The sequence below is a fragment of the Streptomyces sp. NPDC045846 genome (assembly GCF_056431605.1).
On the sequence record NZ_JBWKKJ010000005.1, the window covers coordinates 435,005 to 452,720 of the forward strand.

At 71.9% G+C, this 17,716-nt stretch carries 10 protein-coding genes; 4 read left to right on the forward strand and 6 right to left on the reverse strand.

Annotation, left to right across the window (positions count from 1 at the left end; translation table 11 throughout):
- Window positions 1-223: 223 nt before the first annotated feature.
- On the reverse strand, window positions 224-487 hold the full coding sequence (locus AC07F3_RS17000; RefSeq protein WP_479114771.1) for a WhiB family transcriptional regulator: 264 nt from the start codon (window positions 485-487) through the stop codon (window positions 224-226).
- A gap of 281 nt (window positions 488-768) precedes the next feature.
- On the opposite strand from AC07F3_RS17000, the gene AC07F3_RS17005 reads away from it, so the two are divergent.
- Window positions 769-1,278: a DUF6069 family protein gene (locus tag AC07F3_RS17005; RefSeq protein ID WP_479114773.1), complete on the forward strand. Its 510-nt coding sequence runs from the start codon at window positions 769-771 to the stop codon at window positions 1,276-1,278.
- A 134-nt stretch (window positions 1,279-1,412) separates the two neighbouring features.
- Here AC07F3_RS17005 and AC07F3_RS17010 read toward each other — a convergent pair whose 3' ends face one another.
- From AC07F3_RS17010 to AC07F3_RS17025, 4 genes are all read right to left on the reverse strand, one after another.
- Window positions 1,413-2,273 (reverse strand): DUF72 domain-containing protein, encoded by an 861-nt coding sequence (locus AC07F3_RS17010; protein ID WP_479114775.1) that lies wholly within the window; start codon window positions 2,271-2,273, stop codon window positions 1,413-1,415.
- Between the two features lie 275 nt (window positions 2,274-2,548).
- Window positions 2,549-3,898, reverse strand: a complete 1,350-nt coding sequence (gene gdhA / locus AC07F3_RS17015; RefSeq protein WP_479114777.1) for an NADP-specific glutamate dehydrogenase — start codon at window positions 3,896-3,898, stop codon at window positions 2,549-2,551.
- 444 nt (window positions 3,899-4,342) lie between these two features.
- Window positions 4,343-5,398: a threonine/serine dehydratase gene (locus AC07F3_RS17020; protein WP_479114779.1), complete on the reverse strand. Its 1,056-nt coding sequence runs from the start codon at window positions 5,396-5,398 to the stop codon at window positions 4,343-4,345.
- Window positions 5,399-5,963: 565 nt separating this feature from the next.
- Window positions 5,964-9,818, reverse strand: a complete 3,855-nt coding sequence (locus AC07F3_RS17025) for an NACHT and WD repeat domain-containing protein (protein ID WP_479114781.1) — start codon at window positions 9,816-9,818, stop codon at window positions 5,964-5,966.
- A gap of 284 nt (window positions 9,819-10,102) precedes the next feature.
- Between AC07F3_RS17025 and AC07F3_RS17030 the strand changes: the two genes are divergently transcribed.
- The 3 genes from AC07F3_RS17030 to AC07F3_RS17040 all read left to right on the forward strand — a co-directional run bounded on the left by AC07F3_RS17030 (window position 10,103) and on the right by AC07F3_RS17040 (window position 16,357).
- On the forward strand, window positions 10,103-13,522 hold the full coding sequence (locus AC07F3_RS17030) for a S8 family peptidase (protein WP_479114782.1): 3,420 nt from the start codon (window positions 10,103-10,105) through the stop codon (window positions 13,520-13,522).
- A gap of 518 nt (window positions 13,523-14,040) precedes the next feature.
- Window positions 14,041-15,057 carry a hypothetical protein gene (locus AC07F3_RS17035; protein ID WP_479114784.1) on the forward strand — a complete coding sequence of 339 codons (1,017 nt, stop codon included), beginning with the start codon at window positions 14,041-14,043 and terminating at the stop codon, window positions 15,055-15,057.
- 253 nt (window positions 15,058-15,310) lie between these two features.
- Window positions 15,311-16,357 (forward strand): helix-turn-helix transcriptional regulator, encoded by a 1,047-nt coding sequence (locus AC07F3_RS17040; RefSeq protein ID WP_479114786.1) that lies wholly within the window; start codon window positions 15,311-15,313, stop codon window positions 16,355-16,357.
- A 160-nt stretch (window positions 16,358-16,517) separates the two neighbouring features.
- Here AC07F3_RS17040 and AC07F3_RS17045 read toward each other — a convergent pair whose 3' ends face one another.
- On the reverse strand, window positions 16,518-17,702 hold the full coding sequence (locus tag AC07F3_RS17045) for a cytochrome P450 (protein WP_479114787.1): 1,185 nt from the start codon (window positions 17,700-17,702) through the stop codon (window positions 16,518-16,520).
- Between the last annotated feature and the right edge of the window lie 14 nt (window positions 17,703-17,716).

Genomic DNA, 17,716 nt, shown 5'->3' on the forward strand with positions numbered 1-17,716 from the left:
TCCTGGCTGTGCTCCTGGGCCTGCCGACCCGCGCGGCCGAAGCAGGCAGGAGAGTTGACCGGTACTCCGTCGGCGGGAACCTGAGCGCGTGCCGCCCAGAGCCGAGTGCGCCGGTGAACCGGGTTGATACGAGGCGGAGTTCGGGCCGCCCCTGTATCGGGGTCCGCGGGCGGGCCCCCTACGACGGGTCCCGGCACCTGCCGTGCGGCTGCCGCGGTCGTGATCAGCAGCGGGTGGACGAGAGGCTGTGCCGCAGCTGTACGCGTTCCTCCTCCGCCAGGCCGCCCCAGATTCCGGCCAGCTGGCCGGTGTCGAGCGCGTACTTCAGACACTCGCGGCTGACCGGGCAGTGGCCGCAGATGCGTTTGGCGGCTTCCCGGTCCTTGAGCGCCGGACCCGCATTCGACACGGGGAAGAACAGTTCCGGGTCCGCGTCGACGCAGGCGGCCCCGCGCATCCACTCCTGACCGAACTGAAGCCACTCCATGCGGCGGTGGGTGCCCCTGAGCATCGCGGTCAAACCGCCAACTGCGCGCGGGAGGCGGGCCGGTGGACCCCTCCGGACTGGGCGCAGCGACGCATGGGGACAGGAGCGGTCGTCGGGCACCGCTCCTCGCGCAGCGCGAGATCGGCCCGGGATCGCAGCTCCCGGCTCGCCATGACTCTGAGCCGGTCACGGTTCGACCACGGCGCGGTATGCCACATCGACCGCGCGACGAGGGGCACTCGTAGCGGCACGAAGTCACACGTCTTCAGTGAGGTGATCTTGTGTCTGGTCCAGCCCCGTACGGGGACTACCCCTCTTACGGTCCGAGCGCCTACCCGGAGCGCGGTCCGGCGCCCGCGACGCCGTCGGTTGCCGCGGGGAGGCTGTGGGCGACCGGGGCGGCCACGGCCGTTGTGGCTGCCCTCGCCGCCGTCGTGGTCACGCTGCTGATGCGCGGCGTACTTGACGTGCCGGTCTTCGCCCCGCGCCGGGCGGGAATGTGGGGGGACGCCACCACGGGCTACCTGGCGGCCTGCGCCGCCGGCGCCGCGCTGGTGGCCACCGGGCTGCTGCACTTGCTGCTCGTCACCGTCGCCCGGCCCGGCGCCTTCTTCGTCTGGATCGCCGCGCTGGTGACCGTGGCTTTCGTGCTCCTGCCTTTCACCACCGGCCTGAGCACGGCCACGCAATTGGCCAGTGCGGCCGTCTTCCTCGTCATCGGAGCCGTCATCACCGGCCTGCTGTCCGCCGTTTCCACCAGCGTCGCTCCCGCCCGGCCCTACGCGAACTGATCGCGATTCGACCGTGCCGCGCGCGACCAAGAAGGGGCCGGAGCGTTCGGCGGCGTTCCGGCCCGGCACATCCAGCTCGCGAGAAGGGCTCGCGGTGCCGGGGGCGGAGACGCGCCACCGCTGGACCGTCGGCGTCACGCGGGCCGACGCTGTCCGCGTAGCAGGCGGTCCATCTGCTCGGCGGCCCGCACCGAGGCGTCACCGCAGCAGTTGTTGAACAGCACGTGGACCTGTTCCACCCGCCCGGCCAGCTCCCGCAACCGAGGCAGCCACGAGGCGAGTTCCTCTTCGTCGTACGTGTGCCGGAAGCGGTCCTCCTTGCTTCCTCGCCCCCATGAAGTGCTGCGGCCGTGGAACCGTACGACGGCCAGGCGGGATGCGGTGACAGGTGTGACGGGAGGAAGGGAGGAAGGCAGCCCTTGAGCCATGTCGACGCCGACGGCGGCCATGCCATGGTCCGCGAGCAGGGCGCACGTGGACGCGGCCTGCCCGGTGCACCACCAGTCGGGGTGGCGGAACTCCACGGCGACCGGCCAGCCGGCCGTGCGTCGCGCCGTCTGCTCAAGGAGCCGCTCGGCCCGGGTTCCGGGCCGGAGCCACGGCGGGAACTGGAACAGTATGCTGCCGAGCCGTCCGGCCTTCCGCAATGGCCCGACTCCCTCCGCGAACCGCGACCACACCTCGTCGAGCACGTCGGCGTCCCTTGCATCGGGCGGCAGCCCGTCCGGCATGACTGCCTCGCGCGTGGGGTGCCCGGTCAGCAGCGAGAACGCCTTGACGTCAAAGGTGAATCCGTCCGGCGTACGCTCCGCCCACATCTGGCTGACGCGCTCTTGGGGCAGGGCGTAGTACGACGCGTCCGCCTCGACGAGCGGGAACCGACCGGCGTAGTACCGCAGCCGTCCTTCGGCGTCCCGGTGCCCGGCCGGATACCAGCCGCTGCGCAGCAGAGCCGGGTCGGTCCAGGAGCAGGTGCCCACGAGAATGTCGTCCATAGGGGGACCGGTACCCACGGGAGGCGAACTCGCCCGGTGGTTCCGTGCTGTGGAGGCACGGCCATCGTACGGCGGTCGGAAGAGCGGGCTGCGAGCACGATTGCGCACCGCGCGGCCGGAGTTGGCGGTCCAGTTCGGCGGAGGGAAGCGCGTGCTCGTGGCGGGTTGCTCGCCTGACAGGGTGTCGTGCTCTCGCCTGTCAGGCGAGCTGCCGCGCAGGGTTCCGCCGCGCCGCCGTGTGGTTGCGCGGCACGGCGGGTGCAAAGGGGAGGGCTTTAGATCAGGCCCTGGGCGAGCATGGCGTCGGCGACGCGCTCGAAACCGGCGATGTTGGCACCGGTCACGTAGTTGCCGGGAGCGTTGTAGCGCTCGGCCGTCTCGTGGGCGACGGCGTGGATGGACCGCATGATGGCGGCGAGTTCGTCCTCCACCCGCTCGCGGCTCCAGGAGACGCGGCCCGCGTTCTGGGCCATCTCCAGTGCGCTGACGGCGACACCGCCCGCGTTGGCGGCCTTGCCGGGTCCGAAGGCGACCCCCGCTTCCTGGAAGAGGTCCACGGCCTCGGGCGTGGTGGGCATGTTCGCGCCTTCGGAGACCGCCTTCACGCCGCTCGCGATGAGCGTGCGCGCGTCTTCGGCATTCAGCTCGTTCTGCGTGGCGGACGGGAAGGCCACGTCGGCCGGTGTGTCCCAGACGCGGCCATCGGGCACGAAGCGGGCCGAGGCGCCGCGCCGGGCGGCGTACTCGCTGATGCGGCCCCGCTCCACTTCCTTGATCTGCTTGAGCAGCGCCAGGTCGATGCCCTTGTCGTCGACGACGTAGCCGGAGGAGTCCGACGCCGTCAGCGGGTTGGCGCCGAGCTGCTGAAGCTTCTCGATGGTGTACAGGGCCACGTTGCCCGAGCCGGACACGACCGCGCTGAGCCCGTCGAGGGACTCCCCGCGCACCTTCAGCATTTCGGCGGCGAACAGCACGGCGCCGTAGCCGGTGGCTTCGGGACGGATCACCGAACCGCCCCAGCCCTGGCCCTTGCCGGTCAGGACACCGGCCTCCCAGCGGTTGGTGATGCGGCGGTACTGGCCGAACAGGTAGCCGATCTCCCGGCCGCCGACGCCGATGTCCCCGGCTGGGACGTCGGTGTGCTCGCCGATGTGCCGGGACAGCTCGGTCATGAACGACTGGCAGAAGCGCATGACTTCGGCGTCGGACCTGCCGTGCGGGTCGAAGTCGCTGCCGCCCTTGCCGCCGCCGATACCGAGCCCGGTCAGAGCGTTCTTGAAGATCTGCTCGAAGCCGAGGAACTTCACGACGCCGATGTCCACCGACGGGTGGAAGCGCAGACCGCCCTTGTAGGGGCCGAGTGCGCTGTTGAATTCCACTCGGTAGCCGCGGTTGACGTGGACCCGGCCGCGGTCATCGGTCCACGGCACCCGGAAGATGATCTGCCGTTCCGGCTCGAGGAGCCGTTCGACGAGCCCGGGCTCGGCGTACTGGGGGCGGGCCGCCAGAACAGGGCCCAGGGTGTCCAGGACCTCCCGCACGGCCTGGTGGAACTCGGGCTGTCCGGGATTGCGGCGCTCGATCTCCGCCCGCAGTGTGTCCAGCCTGTCCTTGGGATCGGTCACGATCGGTTCCTTTCCGACGGTTGCTCCGGCGGGCGTGCGGGCCCAGATCACAGTGCCACACCCCGTCCTGGGGGAACACGGCTGGTCCACCCTTTGGAAGCGGGGCCGATAAGGGGCCGCCGCGCGAAGCGAGTCGAACGGGCGAGGTCCGTGGCCACTCGCTTCAAGGCGGCCCGCTTGCCCGAACGCGGTGGCTGATCAAGTGCCCTTGCACGGTGAGGCCGACGTGGGTCCCCGGGACATCGGCCGGTGCCGAGGTGCCACGTACGAAGGCCGGACAGCGTGCTGCCCGGTCCGGCTGACGTCGCCGTACCGCCGGAAGGCCTCCGTGGCTTCGACCGGGCGGACCGCGATGCCGGTGGCCGGAAGGCCTGTCCGGCAGGTGCCTGGAGATTCATGCGGGTCCGGCGCGTGGGTGCGGCAACTGTCCCTCGCCTGCGGGGACTACTGGGACGGGCTGGCGGCTGGAGTGAGGAGGGAAGCGGGGTCGGTGTTGGCGCCGCAGAGCACGACGGCGATGCGTTCGCCGGGGCTGGGCGTGTAGGAGGGCCGTGCCTGTTCGGGCTCGGGCGTGGTGTCGGGAAGGCCGCGCGGACAGACGGTGAGGGATGCGAGCGCGGTGGCCGCGCCGTACTCGACGGCGATGCGGTGGTGTTCCCACAGTGCGTGGCGGGCGCTGATGATGGCGGAGTCCGGCACGAGCACGGAGTGCGTACGGTCTTGACGCAGGGCGTGGAGCGCCATGGTCGTCGTGCGGCGGGCGCCGAGGGAGTCCGCCGCGATGGAGTCCACGGTGACGTCGACCGGTTCGCCGGCTTCGAGGGCGGCGTTCAGGGCTCGGCAGTTCTGGGGCTCGACGGCGATGGTGCGGATGCCGTGGTGCTGAGCTGCGGTGGCCACTCCGGCGAACAGGCCTCCGCCGCCGACGGCGACGACCACCGTGTCCAGGCCGGGTACCTGCTGGCGGATCTCGTCGAGAAGTGTTCCGGCACCGGCGGCGATCAGGGGGTGGTCGTAGGCGTGGGAGGCCAGGGCGCCGGTGCTTTCGGCGAAGGCTTCGCATGCGGCCAGGGCCTCCGCGTACTGCTCACCGACCAGGTGCACGGTCGCCCCGTAGGAACGGAGTTTGTTGACCTTCACGGTCGGGGCGTTGGCGGGCAGGAACACCGTCGCGGTCACACCCTGGCGCTTGGCGGCCCATGCACAGGCCAGGCCGGCGTTGCCGCCCGACGCGATGGTCACCCCGGCGTCGGGCAGGGTCCCCGCGTCCTGGTGGAAGCGGAGGAAGTTGACCGCGCCGCGGGCCTTGAAGCTCCCGGTGTGCTGCATGAACTCCATCGCGCCCCAGACCTGGCAGGACTCGCCGGCGCGGTCGTCGGGGGATTCATGGTGCCTGGCGCCCAGGGCTCCGGGATCCAGGGGTGCGACGGCGACCGGGCGGATGTGCCCCGTGATGCGGTCAGCGGCGGTCTTGATGTCGCCGTAGGAGAGCTGGGGCATGGGGCGGCTCCTGGTGGTGGGGAGGGGCAGGGCTTACCGGGTCGGGCGCCGGGCCGTGAACATGCGGCGGACACCGGCGAGTCGACGCATCAGAAGGAGGCCCCGCGGAGTGGGCCCCGGCGAGAACCCACCGGGTGATCAGCATGCGAGGCAGCCTAACGGCGTGCCGGAGCCCTCGGGAGGTCTGGCAGAAACCGTCATGCGTCCAAGGCGCGCTGCGGTTGGGCCGGGGCGTCGGTCTGGTCTCGCTCGGAGACCGGGCCGTCGTGAGCCGCGCATCGTGACCGCCGGTTTGTTCGCCAGGAGTTGCGCGAGGCGGCGCGCCGGTCCGGACAGGAGGATTCTCGTCGTGGGCAGATCCCGGTGTTCCCTGCGCTGTGCGATGCCGCTGGCCTCCTGCTGACGTCAGGCAGGAGCCCAGCGGTGGCCCAAGCGGTGTCCGTGCCGCCTGCCCGCACGACGTTGTTCGCCGCGTCGAGTAGCGGTCGAGCAGTGTCGCTGGGCCCCGGATAGTCCCCCTTTGAGGACGACCTCACGGGGAGCAGGTGCGGGAGCCTCGTGGAACCTAGCCGCATGCCTCGCGGTAGGGCACGCCCGGCAGGTACGTCTCCCATTCCTCGCGGGTCAGGCCGCCACCTGCTCGCTTGCAGACCGCTGCCGTCAGGCGTTGCGTGTCCACCGGGTGGGAGAGGACACCGCCGTGTTCGCCGACGCTGTGCAGGGTGCGGCCGTCGGGGGTGAAGGCGACGGCGACGACGCGGTCGCCGGAGGTCGGCAGCGGAGAGCCCAGGGGCTGGCCGGAGGGGAGGTCCCAGAGTTGGACGCTGCCGCTCTTCGTGCCGACGGCCAGCAGCGTGGCGTCGGGCGAGAAGGCCAGGGCGCTGACAGCGTCGGCGGTGCCCGGGCGGGCGACGTTCTGGGGGGCTGCGAGGATGCCGCGCTCGCGGGTGCCGTCGCCGTCCCACAGGGTCACCGCGCCGGTGCTGTCGCCGACGGCCAGGAGCCGGCTGTCCGGGCTGAAGGCGGGAACACCGGCCGCGTCCGCGGTGCGGGTGCCCGGGGTGATCCGGCCGGAAGGCAGGGTGTAGGTGTGCTGGGGTGTGGCGAGCAGCCCGCCGTCGGGGCGGACTGCCTGGGCGGGCGGCTGTTCCGACAGGGCGTAGGGGGAGCGGGGGACCGAGTGGTGCTCGTCGGTCTGGCCGTCGGGGGTGAGGCGTCGTCCTTCGGTCAGGTCCCAGGTGTCGGCGGTGTCCATGCTGTCGCGTGTGATGAGCAGGCGCTGCCCGTCGCCGGTGAAGGCCAGCCCGGTCATGGGCAGTCGGGCCGCGTAGGGCGGCTCGGGGTCGTGCGGTGGGGGGACGGGCCGGTCGGCGCGGACGTCCCAGAGGGTCGGGATCCGGTAGTCCTTCTCCTCGTCGTCCGAAGCCGTAGAGGTTCGGGCGTGGGCGAGGGTGCGGCCGTCGGGGCTGAGGGCGAACAGGGTGTGGCACGTCTGGAAGGTGTCGTCCCCGGTGGGGCGTTGTTCCGGGCAGGCCAGGCCCGGAGTGCGGGCCAGGCGGTGGCCGTCCGTGACGCGGTGGGCCTCGGTGTAGAAGGTGTCGGCCGTGCGTCGTTCGAAGGCCAGGACGCTGCCGTCCTGGCTGAAGGTGCCCCGGACGGCGGGATTCTGATTCCAGTCGGTGCCCATCGCGGGGCCGACCGACAGGCTGCGGACGACGTAGTCCAGGCGCCGGCGTTCGGTCACGTAGCGGATGACGCCGACGGCCGGGTCGATGCGCAGTTGCCGGGGCACCTCGTTGTTCAAGGGGTGGCGGAAGACGGGCTGGTCGGGTGCGGACAGCCGCCACATGCGGATCTCGCGGGAGTCGGCCGCCACCACGAACCGCCCGTCGGTACTGGCGGTGGCCTCGGTCAGGCCCGGCTGGCGGATCCGGGTGCGCTCCGTGCCGGTCACCGGGTCCCAGAAGTGCAGGCCGTCGGTGGTGAGTGTCATGAGGGACTTGCCGTCCCCGGTGAACTGGAGGGATTTCGCCCCGCAGCCTCCGGGCAGGATCGTGGGCTGCTTGCGCTGTCCGGTGGCGTCCCAGATCTCCAGTGGCAGGTCGCGGTCCGTGCCGGGGTTGTCCTCAAGTCCCTCGGTGCACAGGGCCATGAGCTGGTTGTCGGGGCTCATGGCCCACTGCGGGTGGCGCACGACGGGGCGTTCGAAGAGGGTGCGGCCGGTGCGCGGGTCCCGCAGGGCGATGGTGTTCTGCGGGACCCGCGGAGCGCTCGTCGTGTCCACGATGAAGCGGCCGTCGGGTGTGTAGCCGAGGGCCTGTCTGCGCGCCTGAAGGCGGTCGTCGACCAGCTGGCCGGTCGTCAGGTCCCAGGTATGGTCGCCGCCCGAATTCCCAGCGACATCCTGGTCGAGAACGACTCTGCGGCCGTCCGGCGAGAAACCGTGGATCAGGTTCGTCGTCTTCGGGTCGAGGGGGAGCCTGGGTCCGGTGGCCTGGCGTGTGAGGACGTTCCAGGCGCGGAGACCGGTCGCGTCGGAGGCGACGGCGGTGCGGCCGTCCTGGCTGAGGACCACGGGATCGCGGCTTGAGGGCGCGTTCCCGTCGGGCACGTCGTAGGTGTCCGACTCCGGCTGCGGGTACGCCGTGAGCAGTCCCGAACGGGTTTCCGTGGTCGGTTTGAGTGACCAGGCGGCCAGGTTCAGGCGCATGGCGAGCGTCGGGTCCGGGGCCCGGGTGTTCTGGGCCAGCGCGGACAGGCGGCGGGCGGCCGCCTCCTCGCGCTGTTCCTGGGCCTTGCCCCGTTCCCGTCGGCCGATCAGGTCCTGCTGCCAGGCGCTGGAGCCGGCCAGGACCGTGATGACGACGAGGACGGACAGGACGGAGGTCACCGCGCGACGGGCCCAGCGGGTGCGGGTGCGGGCCGCGCTGCTGGCGCGCAGGAATTCGCGCTCGGCGGGCGTCAGGTCCAGCAGCCCGCCAGCGCCGAACGCCTGCTCCGCTTCGGCGAGTTCGCCGCCGCGCAGCAGGGCCGCGTGGTCGCGGCGGCGGGTGTGCCAGTGGTGGCTGGCCTGGCTGAGGCGCTGATGGCGGCGCAACTGTTCGCGGTTGTCGTCGATCCAGCCGCGCAGTCGGGGCCAGGCGGTGATGAGCGCCTCGTGGGTCAGGTCGACTGTGTCGTGGTCGAGGCTGATCAGACGGGCCCGGGCGAGTTTGTCCAGGACGGTGCGGGTGTCGGTGGGGGAGCCGGTGTGAAGGACGTGGGCTCGCCGAGCGGGCCGACGGGTGTCGGGCGCGCCGTCGCCGGGGGCGACCAGGCCGAGCAGGATGCGGCGGGCGGCCCGCGCCTGGGCGGGGGTGAGTTCGGCGTAGAGGTCCTCGGCGGTTTGGGCGATGGCGCCGTGCAGGCCGCCCGCGGCGTGGTGGGCGGCCAGGGTCAAGGCGCGGCCGCGTCGTCGTCGCCATGTCTCGCGCAGGGCGTGGGAGAGCAGGGGAAGGCTGGCGGGTTCGCTGGCGACCTCTTCCACCAAGCGGTTGGTCAGCGCGCGTTCCACGACGAGTCCGGAGGCGGCCGCGGGTTTGACGATCGCCTCGCGCAACTGCTTGGCGTTGAGCGGACTCACGCGCAGGACGGCTTCACCGAAGGCCGCGGCGAGGTCGGCGTGGGCGAGGCAGTGGGCGTGGAAGTCGGCGCGTATGCCCAGGACCACGCGCAACCGGCTGTCCGGTCGGCGCGCGACCAGCAGGTGCGCGAGGAACTCCTCGCGCTCGCGGGGGTCGGCGCACAGGGTGAACAACTCCTCGAACTGGTCCACGATCAGCCAGGTTTCGCCCGGCTCGGCAGCTGGTTCCAGGAGGTGGCCGTGGGTGCGCATCGGGTGTGCGCCCGGCGTGAGGATGCGGAGCGCGGCGGCCCGCGGCAGCGGAGCCCAGGAGCGGCGCAGCCGCGGGACCAGCCCGGCGCGCAGCAGCGAGGACTTGCCGCTGCCCGAGGGGCCCAGGACGACGCTGAAACGGTGTGCGGCCACCAGTTCCGTGAGCGTGTCGGTGAGCTGGCCGCGGCCGAAGAAGACGGCCTCGTCCTCGGGTTCGAAGCGGGCCAGGCCCCGATACGGCGCGGTGCCCTCGTCGGGCGCGCGGTCGACCAGCCGCGCCAAGTGATCCGCCTCGGCCTGCTGCCACCGCCGGGTCCACTGCTCGCTGTCGCCGCCACACATGGCGACGAAGGCCAGCGCGACGGGCAGGGTCGGCAACCGGTCTCCGGCAGCGGCCTGGGAGAGGGCCGTCACCGAGTAACCGGCGCGCGAGGCCATCTCCCGGTACACCGGCGTGCCGGCCTCCCGGCGCAGAGTGCGCAGTTCGTGGGCGAACCTCTGGACGGGCCCTGCCGCCGGATCGAGTTCCTTCTCTGGTCTGCCCACGCCGCTCCCGCCGGTCGATCAAGCCGTGGCCAGCGTAGGAACCACCACTTCCACGTCACAAGAGCCCCATCAGCCACATGCGAACTCAGTTGTTCAGCCGTTCGCAAGAGGGCTGCTGAACAACTCCCGGCCCGGTGAACTGCTGCTCGTAAGCGCCGCGGCGTCGCCGGGCGGCCATCTCCGCCTCCTCTGGGGCGCGGGTGTCTCCCGCCGACGCCGCGCCGCGTCCCGCGGCACCCGCGAGGCGCGGACCGGCGCACATCACCCCCCCAGGAGGAACCCAGTTGTCCAGACCCATACGCACGCGCCGACGCCGTACCGGGGCGCCACCCCGGGCCCTGCTCACCGTCACGGCCGCCCTGTCGGTGGCTCTCGTCACCGGCCTGGTCACCCCGGCCGTGCCGGCCGACGCGGCACAGACCCCGGCCCGTTCGACGACCCCGGGTGCGCCGAACGCCGACCGCGCCCAGGGCACCCAGCGGATCGGGCTCATCACGGGCGACCACGTGGTGGTGGGGCCCCAAGGCCAGGTGGTGCGCTTCGAGCCCGCCAAGGGCCGTGAGCGCATCCCCGTACAAGTCCAGCGGTTCCAGGGCCACACCTTGCTGGTGCCCGGCGACGCGCAGCGCCTGATCGCCGCGGGGAAGGTGGACCAGCGGCTCTTCGACGTGAACGAGTTGACCAACCCGCTGCTGCGCCGCAGCCAGGGCGACGGGCTCAACCTGATCGTGCAGTACGACGCGGGCGCCGACGCCGCGCGGGCCGGGGTGCGTGCGGCCGGTGACACACAGGTGCGGCGCACGTTGCCCACCATCAACGCCGACGCCATCCGTACCTCGCAGGACGATGCGGCCAAGGTGTGGGCGGCGCTGACCAGCCCGCAGAAGAGCGGCCTACGCGCCACCGCCTCCGGCATCAGCAAGGTGTGGTTGGACGGGGTGCGTACGGCGAGCCTGGACCGCAGCGTCAAGCAGATCGGCGCCGACAAGGCGTGGGAGGCCGGGTACGACGGCAAGGGCGTCAAGATCGCCGTCCTCGACACCGGTGTCGATGTGACCCATGACGACCTGAAGACCCAGGTCGTCGCCGAGAAGAACTTCTCCGCCTCCCCCGACACCGCGGACCATGTCGGACACGGCACGCACGTGGCCTCGATCGCCGCCGGCACGGGCGCCAAGTCGGGCGGGAAGTACAAGGGCGTCGCCCCGGGCGCCAAGGTGATCAGCGGCAAGGTGCTGAACGACCAGGGGAACGGGGACGACTCCGGCATCATCGCGGGCATGGAGTGGGCCGCCGCCGAGGGCGCGGACGTGGTCAACCTCAGCCTCGGCAGCCCGGATTCCCCAGGTGTGGACCCGATGGAGGCGATGGTCGACAAGCTGTCCGCCGAGAAGGGGATCCTGTTCGCCGTCGCGGCGGGCAACGAAGGCGAGGGCGGCGGCTCGACGCTGGACTCGCCGGGCAGCGCGGACGCCGCACTGACCGTCGGCGCCGTCGACAAGGACGACAAGCTGGCGTCCTTCTCCAGCACCGGCCCGCGCGTCGGTGACGGCGCGGTGAAGCCGGATGTGACCGCGCCCGGTGTCGCCATCACCGCGGCCGCCGCCACCGGCAGCGCGATCGACACCCGCCCCGGTACCCCGCATCCGGCCCCCGGCTATCTGCAGCTCGACGGCACCTCCATGGCCACCCCGCACGTGGCGGGCGCGGCGGCGATCCTGAAGCAGCGGCACCCGGACTGGAAGTCCACCGAGCTCAAGGGTGCGCTGACCGCGTCCGCCAAGGGCGGCGACTACACCGCCTTCCAGCAGGGCGCGGGCCGTATCCAGGTCGACAAGGCGCTGGCCCAGAGCATGATCGCCGATCCGGTCTCGCTGAGCTTCGGCATGGCGCAGTGGCCGCACACCGACGACCGGCCCCTCACCCGCAAGGTCGGCTACCGCAACCTCGGGACCAGTGACGTCACCCTCGACCTGGCGGTGTCAGCCCTTGACCCGGCGGGCAAGCCGGCCCCGGCGGGGTTCTTCGCCCTCGGTGCCACCAGGGTGACCGTGCCCGCAGGCGGCAGGGCCGAAGTCGATCTGACCGCCGATACCAGGATCGGCGACGCCGACGGCACCTACTCGGGCTACGTCACCGCGACCGGAGCAGGCCAGTCCGTTCGCACGGCGGCGGTGGCCGTGCGCGAGGCGGAGTCCTACGACCTGACCCTCAGGACCCTCGACCGCGACGGCTCGGACGCCCGGAACTTCGCCAGCACGCTGATCGGGGTGTCCGGCTTGGGCAAGGGCTTCCAGGCCCGCATCGCCGACGAGCCCGGCACCCACAAGATCCGCGTGCCCAAGGGCTCGTACACGCTCAACACGGCCGTCTACCAGGACCCGTCGGATCTCGCCAAGGGCACCGACTGGATCGCCCAGCCGAGGCTCGACGTCGCGGGCGACACCACGGTGACCGCCGACGCGCGCACCACCAAGCCGGTGGACATCACCGTGCCCGGGATCAACACGGCCGACTACGCGGGGACTTACTACGAGCGCGCGACCGAGATCGGCAACGTCGGCAACGGCTGGGTCCTGAGGGGGTTCACCAACTTCCGGACCGCCCACACGGGTCCGGCCGTCACGGACGGCTCGCTCCTGCAGACCTGGCACGCGCACTTCGTCAAGGACGCGACCTCCCAGTACGCGGTGGCCTTCGGCGGCAAGACGCAGAAGGTCGCGACCGGCTACACCAAGCACGTGAAGGCGGACGGCCTGGCGACGGTCAAGGTCGCCACAGGCGCTTCCGCTCCCGGGAAGACCGCCCTTGTCTCCCCGTACCCGCATCTGCCGGGCGCGCCGGAAGGCACCGGGTTCTCGGCGCCGCAGCCGCTGCCGGGCACGCGCACCCTCTACGTCTCCACCGCCGACGGCGTCACGTGGCTGACCCGGCTCAACCAGCTGGGCGAGCCGGGCCGGGGAGGCTATCCCGCCTTCGACGGGGCCTACGAGATGCTTGAGCCGAAGCGCTACGAGGCGGGCAGGACGTATCAGGAGACCTTCAACACCGGCGTCTTCGGCCCGCTCCTGGGCGCGAAGGCGGGCGTCTTCCGCACCGCCCCCGACCCGGCCACGGGCCAGCAGCAACTCGTCGGCTCCCTGCCGCTGTTCGCCGACGGCGCGGGACACACGGGCTTCACGACGTACACGTCGGCGACGTCGGCGCTGTACCGCGACGGTGTCAAGGTGGCCGAGAACAACGACCCGTTGAGCGGCCAGGAGCCCTTCCAGGTCGACGCGGCCGACGCCGAGTACCGGCTGACCACCTCCGTCGAGCGCTCGGCGAAGGTCGCCGCGGCCACCACCCGCGTCGACACCAGCTTCACGTTCCGCTCGCGGCAGGTCACCGCCACCACGGCGCTGCCGGTGTCCGTGGTCCGCTTCGCCGCCCCCGTCGACCTCGCCTCGCGTGCCCCGGCGGACCAGCCGGTCCAGGTCCCGGTCACGGTGCAAGGCGCGGCGGCCGGGAAGAACCTCGCGTCGCTCACCGTGTCCGTGAGCTACGACGACGGGACGACCTGGCAGCGCGTGAAGCTGGAGAACGGCAGGATCACCGTGAAGAACCCGGCGAAGGACAAGAGCATCTCGTTCCTCGCCGAGGTCGCGGACAAACAGGGCAACCGCTCGACGCTGACGATTCACAACGCGTACTACGGCAAGTGATGCCGCCTCGGTGACGAGCCGGGCATGAGCACGATGTGCTGGAAGGTGTCCCAGGATGCCTTCCAGCACATGTGCTCCCGACGGGCACGACGTGCGGCGCGAACGGGCGTGCAGAACGGGGCCCGTACCTCCATACCGGCAGCGGAGCTCTGAACGTGTGCCATGCCGGATTCCTTCAGCCTCGGGCGTCAGTGGACTGGCCTCGTCCGGTCGGGCGGTCGTCCCGTACGGAACCGCGACCGTGCCCGCGTTCGTCAGGGAGTTCAAGACCGGAACGGGCCGGTCGGCAGAGGTGTCCGTCGCCTTGCTCAACAGCCGCTCCGTGACAGGTCGTTCGCGTCTGCTCCCGCCTCACTAACGCGCTGGAGCGCGGGAGTTGGGTGGCGCTTAGTGAAACGTTGGCGGTGGGTGAGATCCTGTCCACGCCTGGGGTGCTGCTCGCCGGAGGCCCGCGCGGCCGACGGACGGGCAACGGCATCCTGCACTCTGCCCGTGCCGCCACCTCCTGAAGGGCTCGCATGCACGCCAATGAGCACATCCGCACCCACGACAAGAGGCGGCAGCCCCGCCCCGCGCCCCCCGGGGCTCAGGCCATGGGACACCCCGTGCCCGCGGGGCTGCCTTCGCTCCAGGCGGGGGCGGGCAACGCGGCCGTGGTGCAGATGCTGCGTCAGGCGGGCCATCGTTGGACGCCGGAGCGGATGGGGGAGACTCGGGCGAACCCCCAGGAGACGCCGCAGGTTCAGCGCAGGGGGGAGGCCGTTCTTCAACGCGTACCGGACGAGGAGTCGGCCGAGCGCGTGGCCGCCCCGGTCGCCGCCGAGCCCGTCGAAGCCCTGGCACCTGCCGGGCAGATGGAGACCGAGCCGCCGGCCACGAGCGGAGCGGCCCCGGCGGTGGCCGAGCCCCAGTACCTGCTGCAGATCCAGGTGAGTAAGACCAGCAGGACCCACCGGGCCGAATTCTCCGGGGGAGGCTTCGGTCACGCCTGGGTCGCGCTGTACAAGAAGGAGCCGGGCCGCAAAGCGCACTGCACCACGTACGGGTTCTTTCCGGCTCAGAGAATGAACGCGGCCGGTGCGCTCAAGACCGTGCCGGGTGTCGTGAAAACCAACTACGACCAGCCGTCCGACGCGACCGCCAAGCTGGATCCCGTCGGTCTCACCGAAGGACAGGCCCAGAAGGTCAGGGAGTACGCGCGGGCCAACCGGGACTACAACCTGGCGACTTACAACTGCACCAGCTTCGCCCGCGGCCTGTACAAGGCCGCCACCGGCCTTGATGCCCCGGGCCTGAAACTGCCACTGCTGGAGAACCCGAACCTGCTCCAGGACGCCATCAAGCAGTTCAACGACGACCGCAAGGTCGCCCGGAAGGGGCCGCCCATCAAGGCGGTGGACGGCAGCGACAGCGAGACGGAGTCGGAGCCGGACGAGATCTGGCAGAACCACCGCAAGGCCCCCGCGCCGGCCGTCGTCCCGGCCGCTCCAACGGCTGCCGCCGCACCCCAGGGCCCGCGCTTCGAGCTGGACTGAGCGGGCCTCGTGCCCAGGAGGAGGGGATACCGGAGGGGAAACCCAACTTCCGCCATGCGACGCGGAGTTAGTTCTCTCGCAGTGTGGTCGGCGGTGCTTGTGTGACCGTTGTCCGACAGCTCGCCGCACGTCGTTGACGAGCAATCAAGATCATGTTGCGCTGAGGGATCCAGGACGTATCAGTGTCGTGAGCCGCGGGCGGGGGCCGAGGGCGGTAGCGATGAGCTGTCCGACCGAACAAGAGGGGAGCCCTGTGTCCCAGTCCGTGCAGGGCGGTCTGGACGTCGCGACGTCCAGACCGTCGCTACTGGTCCCGACCGAGGAAGACGCGCGGGTGTACGGGTGGGCCGCCGCCCACGCCCGGCTCGTGCACCAGGCCGCCGCTGTCGACCTGGACATGTCCGAGGAGGCCGTCCGGCGTTCGGCTCTGGCGCTGTGCCGGATGCGTCTGCTGCGTCCGGTGCCGGGCAGTCCCCACGAGGGCTGTCCGGAGGGTGCGGATCCCGACCTGGTCGCGGTGCCGCCGGATCTGGCCTCGGCCGGCCTGCTGGCTCGCGCCGAGGCCGGGCTGCGGCAACAACTCGCCGAGGTCGAACAGGCCCGCGCCGAGATCGGCCGTCTCGCGCCGCTGTACGAGCGTGGCCGCTCATGCCGGCCGGTCGATTCGCTGGACGAGGTGCTGGACCTGGCCGCGACGGTCGAAGTCATCAACTCCCTGACGCTGCGGTGCCGTTCGGAGGTTCTGACCTGTCAGCCAGGTGGGCCGCGCGCCCCGCACCTGCTGGAGCAGGCGTTCGCCCGCGACTTCGCGATGATCCGCCGCGGGGTGACGATGCGGACGCTCTACCAGCACACCGCGCGCGGCCACCGGCCGACCCGGGAGTACGTGCGCCGCATCACGACCGCCGGTGCCGAGGTCCGCACGCTCACCGCGTTGTTCGGGCGGATGATCGCCTTCGACCGGGAGAGCGTCATCATCCCGCACCACGACGCCCACGACGGGGCCGTGGTGATCCGCGACCCGTCGACCGTCGCCTACCTGTGCAACGTCTTCGAGCACTCCTGGACGCTCGCCGACCCGTACTCGGCCACGTTGGAGAACGCGCCGCTGGACGAGATCAAGCAGGCGATCATCCGGTTGATGTCGGAGGGGATGAAGGACGAGGTGGTCGCCCGCCGACTGGGCATGTCGCTGCGCACCTGCCGCAAGCACATCGCCGAGGTGATGGAGGCGCTCGGCGCGAGCAGCCGCTTCCAGGCCGGGTACCTGGCCCGTGAGCGGATGGCCCGGGCGGACTGAGCGGGTCGGCCTGACACTCGCGTACGGGGTGACGCGCCTTGGCGGGTGCCGGCCTCCGTCGGTCGTCCGAGGCCGCTCGACCGTTCTCGCACCCATGCTCCGGCGGAACACCGGCACGCCGGGGCCGACCGCCCCGGGCCGTCGACGGTCTGACGGCGGGTCAGGCCGCCACCGGGCCCAGGTGCAGCGGCAGGGCCGCGAGCCTGCGGTGCTGAAAGCCGCCGCCCCAGCGCAGCTGCTCCTCCGTGCATGCGGGCCGGGCCCGGGGCCAGTGCCGTAGCAGGGCGGGCAGTGCCACGGTCAGCTCCAGCTTCGCCAGAGCCGCTCCTAGGCAGAAGTGCGGGCCCGCGCCGAACGTCAGGTGCCGGGCCGCGCCGGAGCGGGCCGGGTCGCACACGTCGGGGTTCGGGTGGCGGCGCGGGTCGCGGTTGGCTCCGGCGATGGCCAGGAGTACTGCGCTGCCCCTCGGGATGACGGTGCCGTCGACCGGTACGTCGGCGACCGCGACGCGGCGGGTGGCGAAGGGTGCCGGGGTGTCCCAGCGCAACAGCTCCTCGACGAGGCTCGGGGCAGAACCTGGGTCGGCGCGCAGTTGGCCGGCCAGGTGCGGGCGGTCGAGCAGGGCGCGCAGGGAAAGGCCGAGCATCTGCACGGTGGCGTCGAAGCCGGCGAGGATGAGCATGGCGACCAGATCGACGAGTTCGGCCTCGGTTACGTCCCCGGCCTCCTGCCAGGCGGCGTGGATCGCGGCGACCGTGTCGGTGTGCGGGGAGGCCGTCCGGGCCCGCGCGATCCGGCTGCGCACCAGCGTGTCGAACGAGGCGAGGGCCTTGTCCGTGCCGCGGCGGTCCAGCAGGGCGCGCAGGGTCGCGTGCAGCCGGGGCGCGTCGGCGGCCGGGACGCCGAACACCTCGCACAGCACGTCGAAGGCGAAGGGTTCGGCGAAGTCCGCGAGCAGGTCGAGGGTGTCCGGGGTGCCGAGGGCGGCAAGCCGGGTGTGGGCCAGGGCGGCGATCCGGTCCCGGTACCGGGCGATGCGGGCGGGGGCGAACGCGGGGGCGGCCAGCCGCCGGATCCGGGTGTGGTCCGGCCCGTCGTGGTCGACCAGTGAGGAGTCGGTGGCGCGGTGCGGCCGGTCGCGCTTCGGCGGAACCTGGCGCAGGGTGAACCGGGGGTCGAGGAACGCGGCGCGCACCTCGGCCTCCCGGGTGATCAGCCAGATTCGGTCTCCGGCCGGGGTGGCCACGTGGGCCACCGGACAGCGCTCGCGCAGCTCGCTGAGGACCGCGTCCGGGCGGGCCAGGAACGCCGGTCCGAGCGGGGAGGTTTCGCGGGGGGCAGCCATGCGGTGAACTCCCT

Bases quoted from the DNA above. Each gene is read 5' to 3' on its own strand.
- AC07F3_RS17020 (WP_479114779.1), bottom strand. From the start codon at position 5,398: ATGCCCCAGCTCTCCTACGGCGACATCAAGACCGCCGCTGACCGCATC.
- AC07F3_RS17045 (WP_479114787.1), bottom strand. From the start codon at position 17,702: ATGGCTGCCCCCCGCGAAACCTCCCCGCTCGGACCGGCGTTCCTGGCC.
- AC07F3_RS17000 (WP_479114771.1), bottom strand. From the start codon at position 487: ATGGAGTGGCTTCAGTTCGGTCAGGAGTGGATGCGCGGGGCCGCCTGC.
- AC07F3_RS17010 (WP_479114775.1), bottom strand. From the start codon at position 2,273: ATGGACGACATTCTCGTGGGCACCTGCTCCTGGACCGACCCGGCTCTG.
- AC07F3_RS17035 (WP_479114784.1), top strand. From the start codon at position 14,041: ATGCACGCCAATGAGCACATCCGCACCCACGACAAGAGGCGGCAGCCC.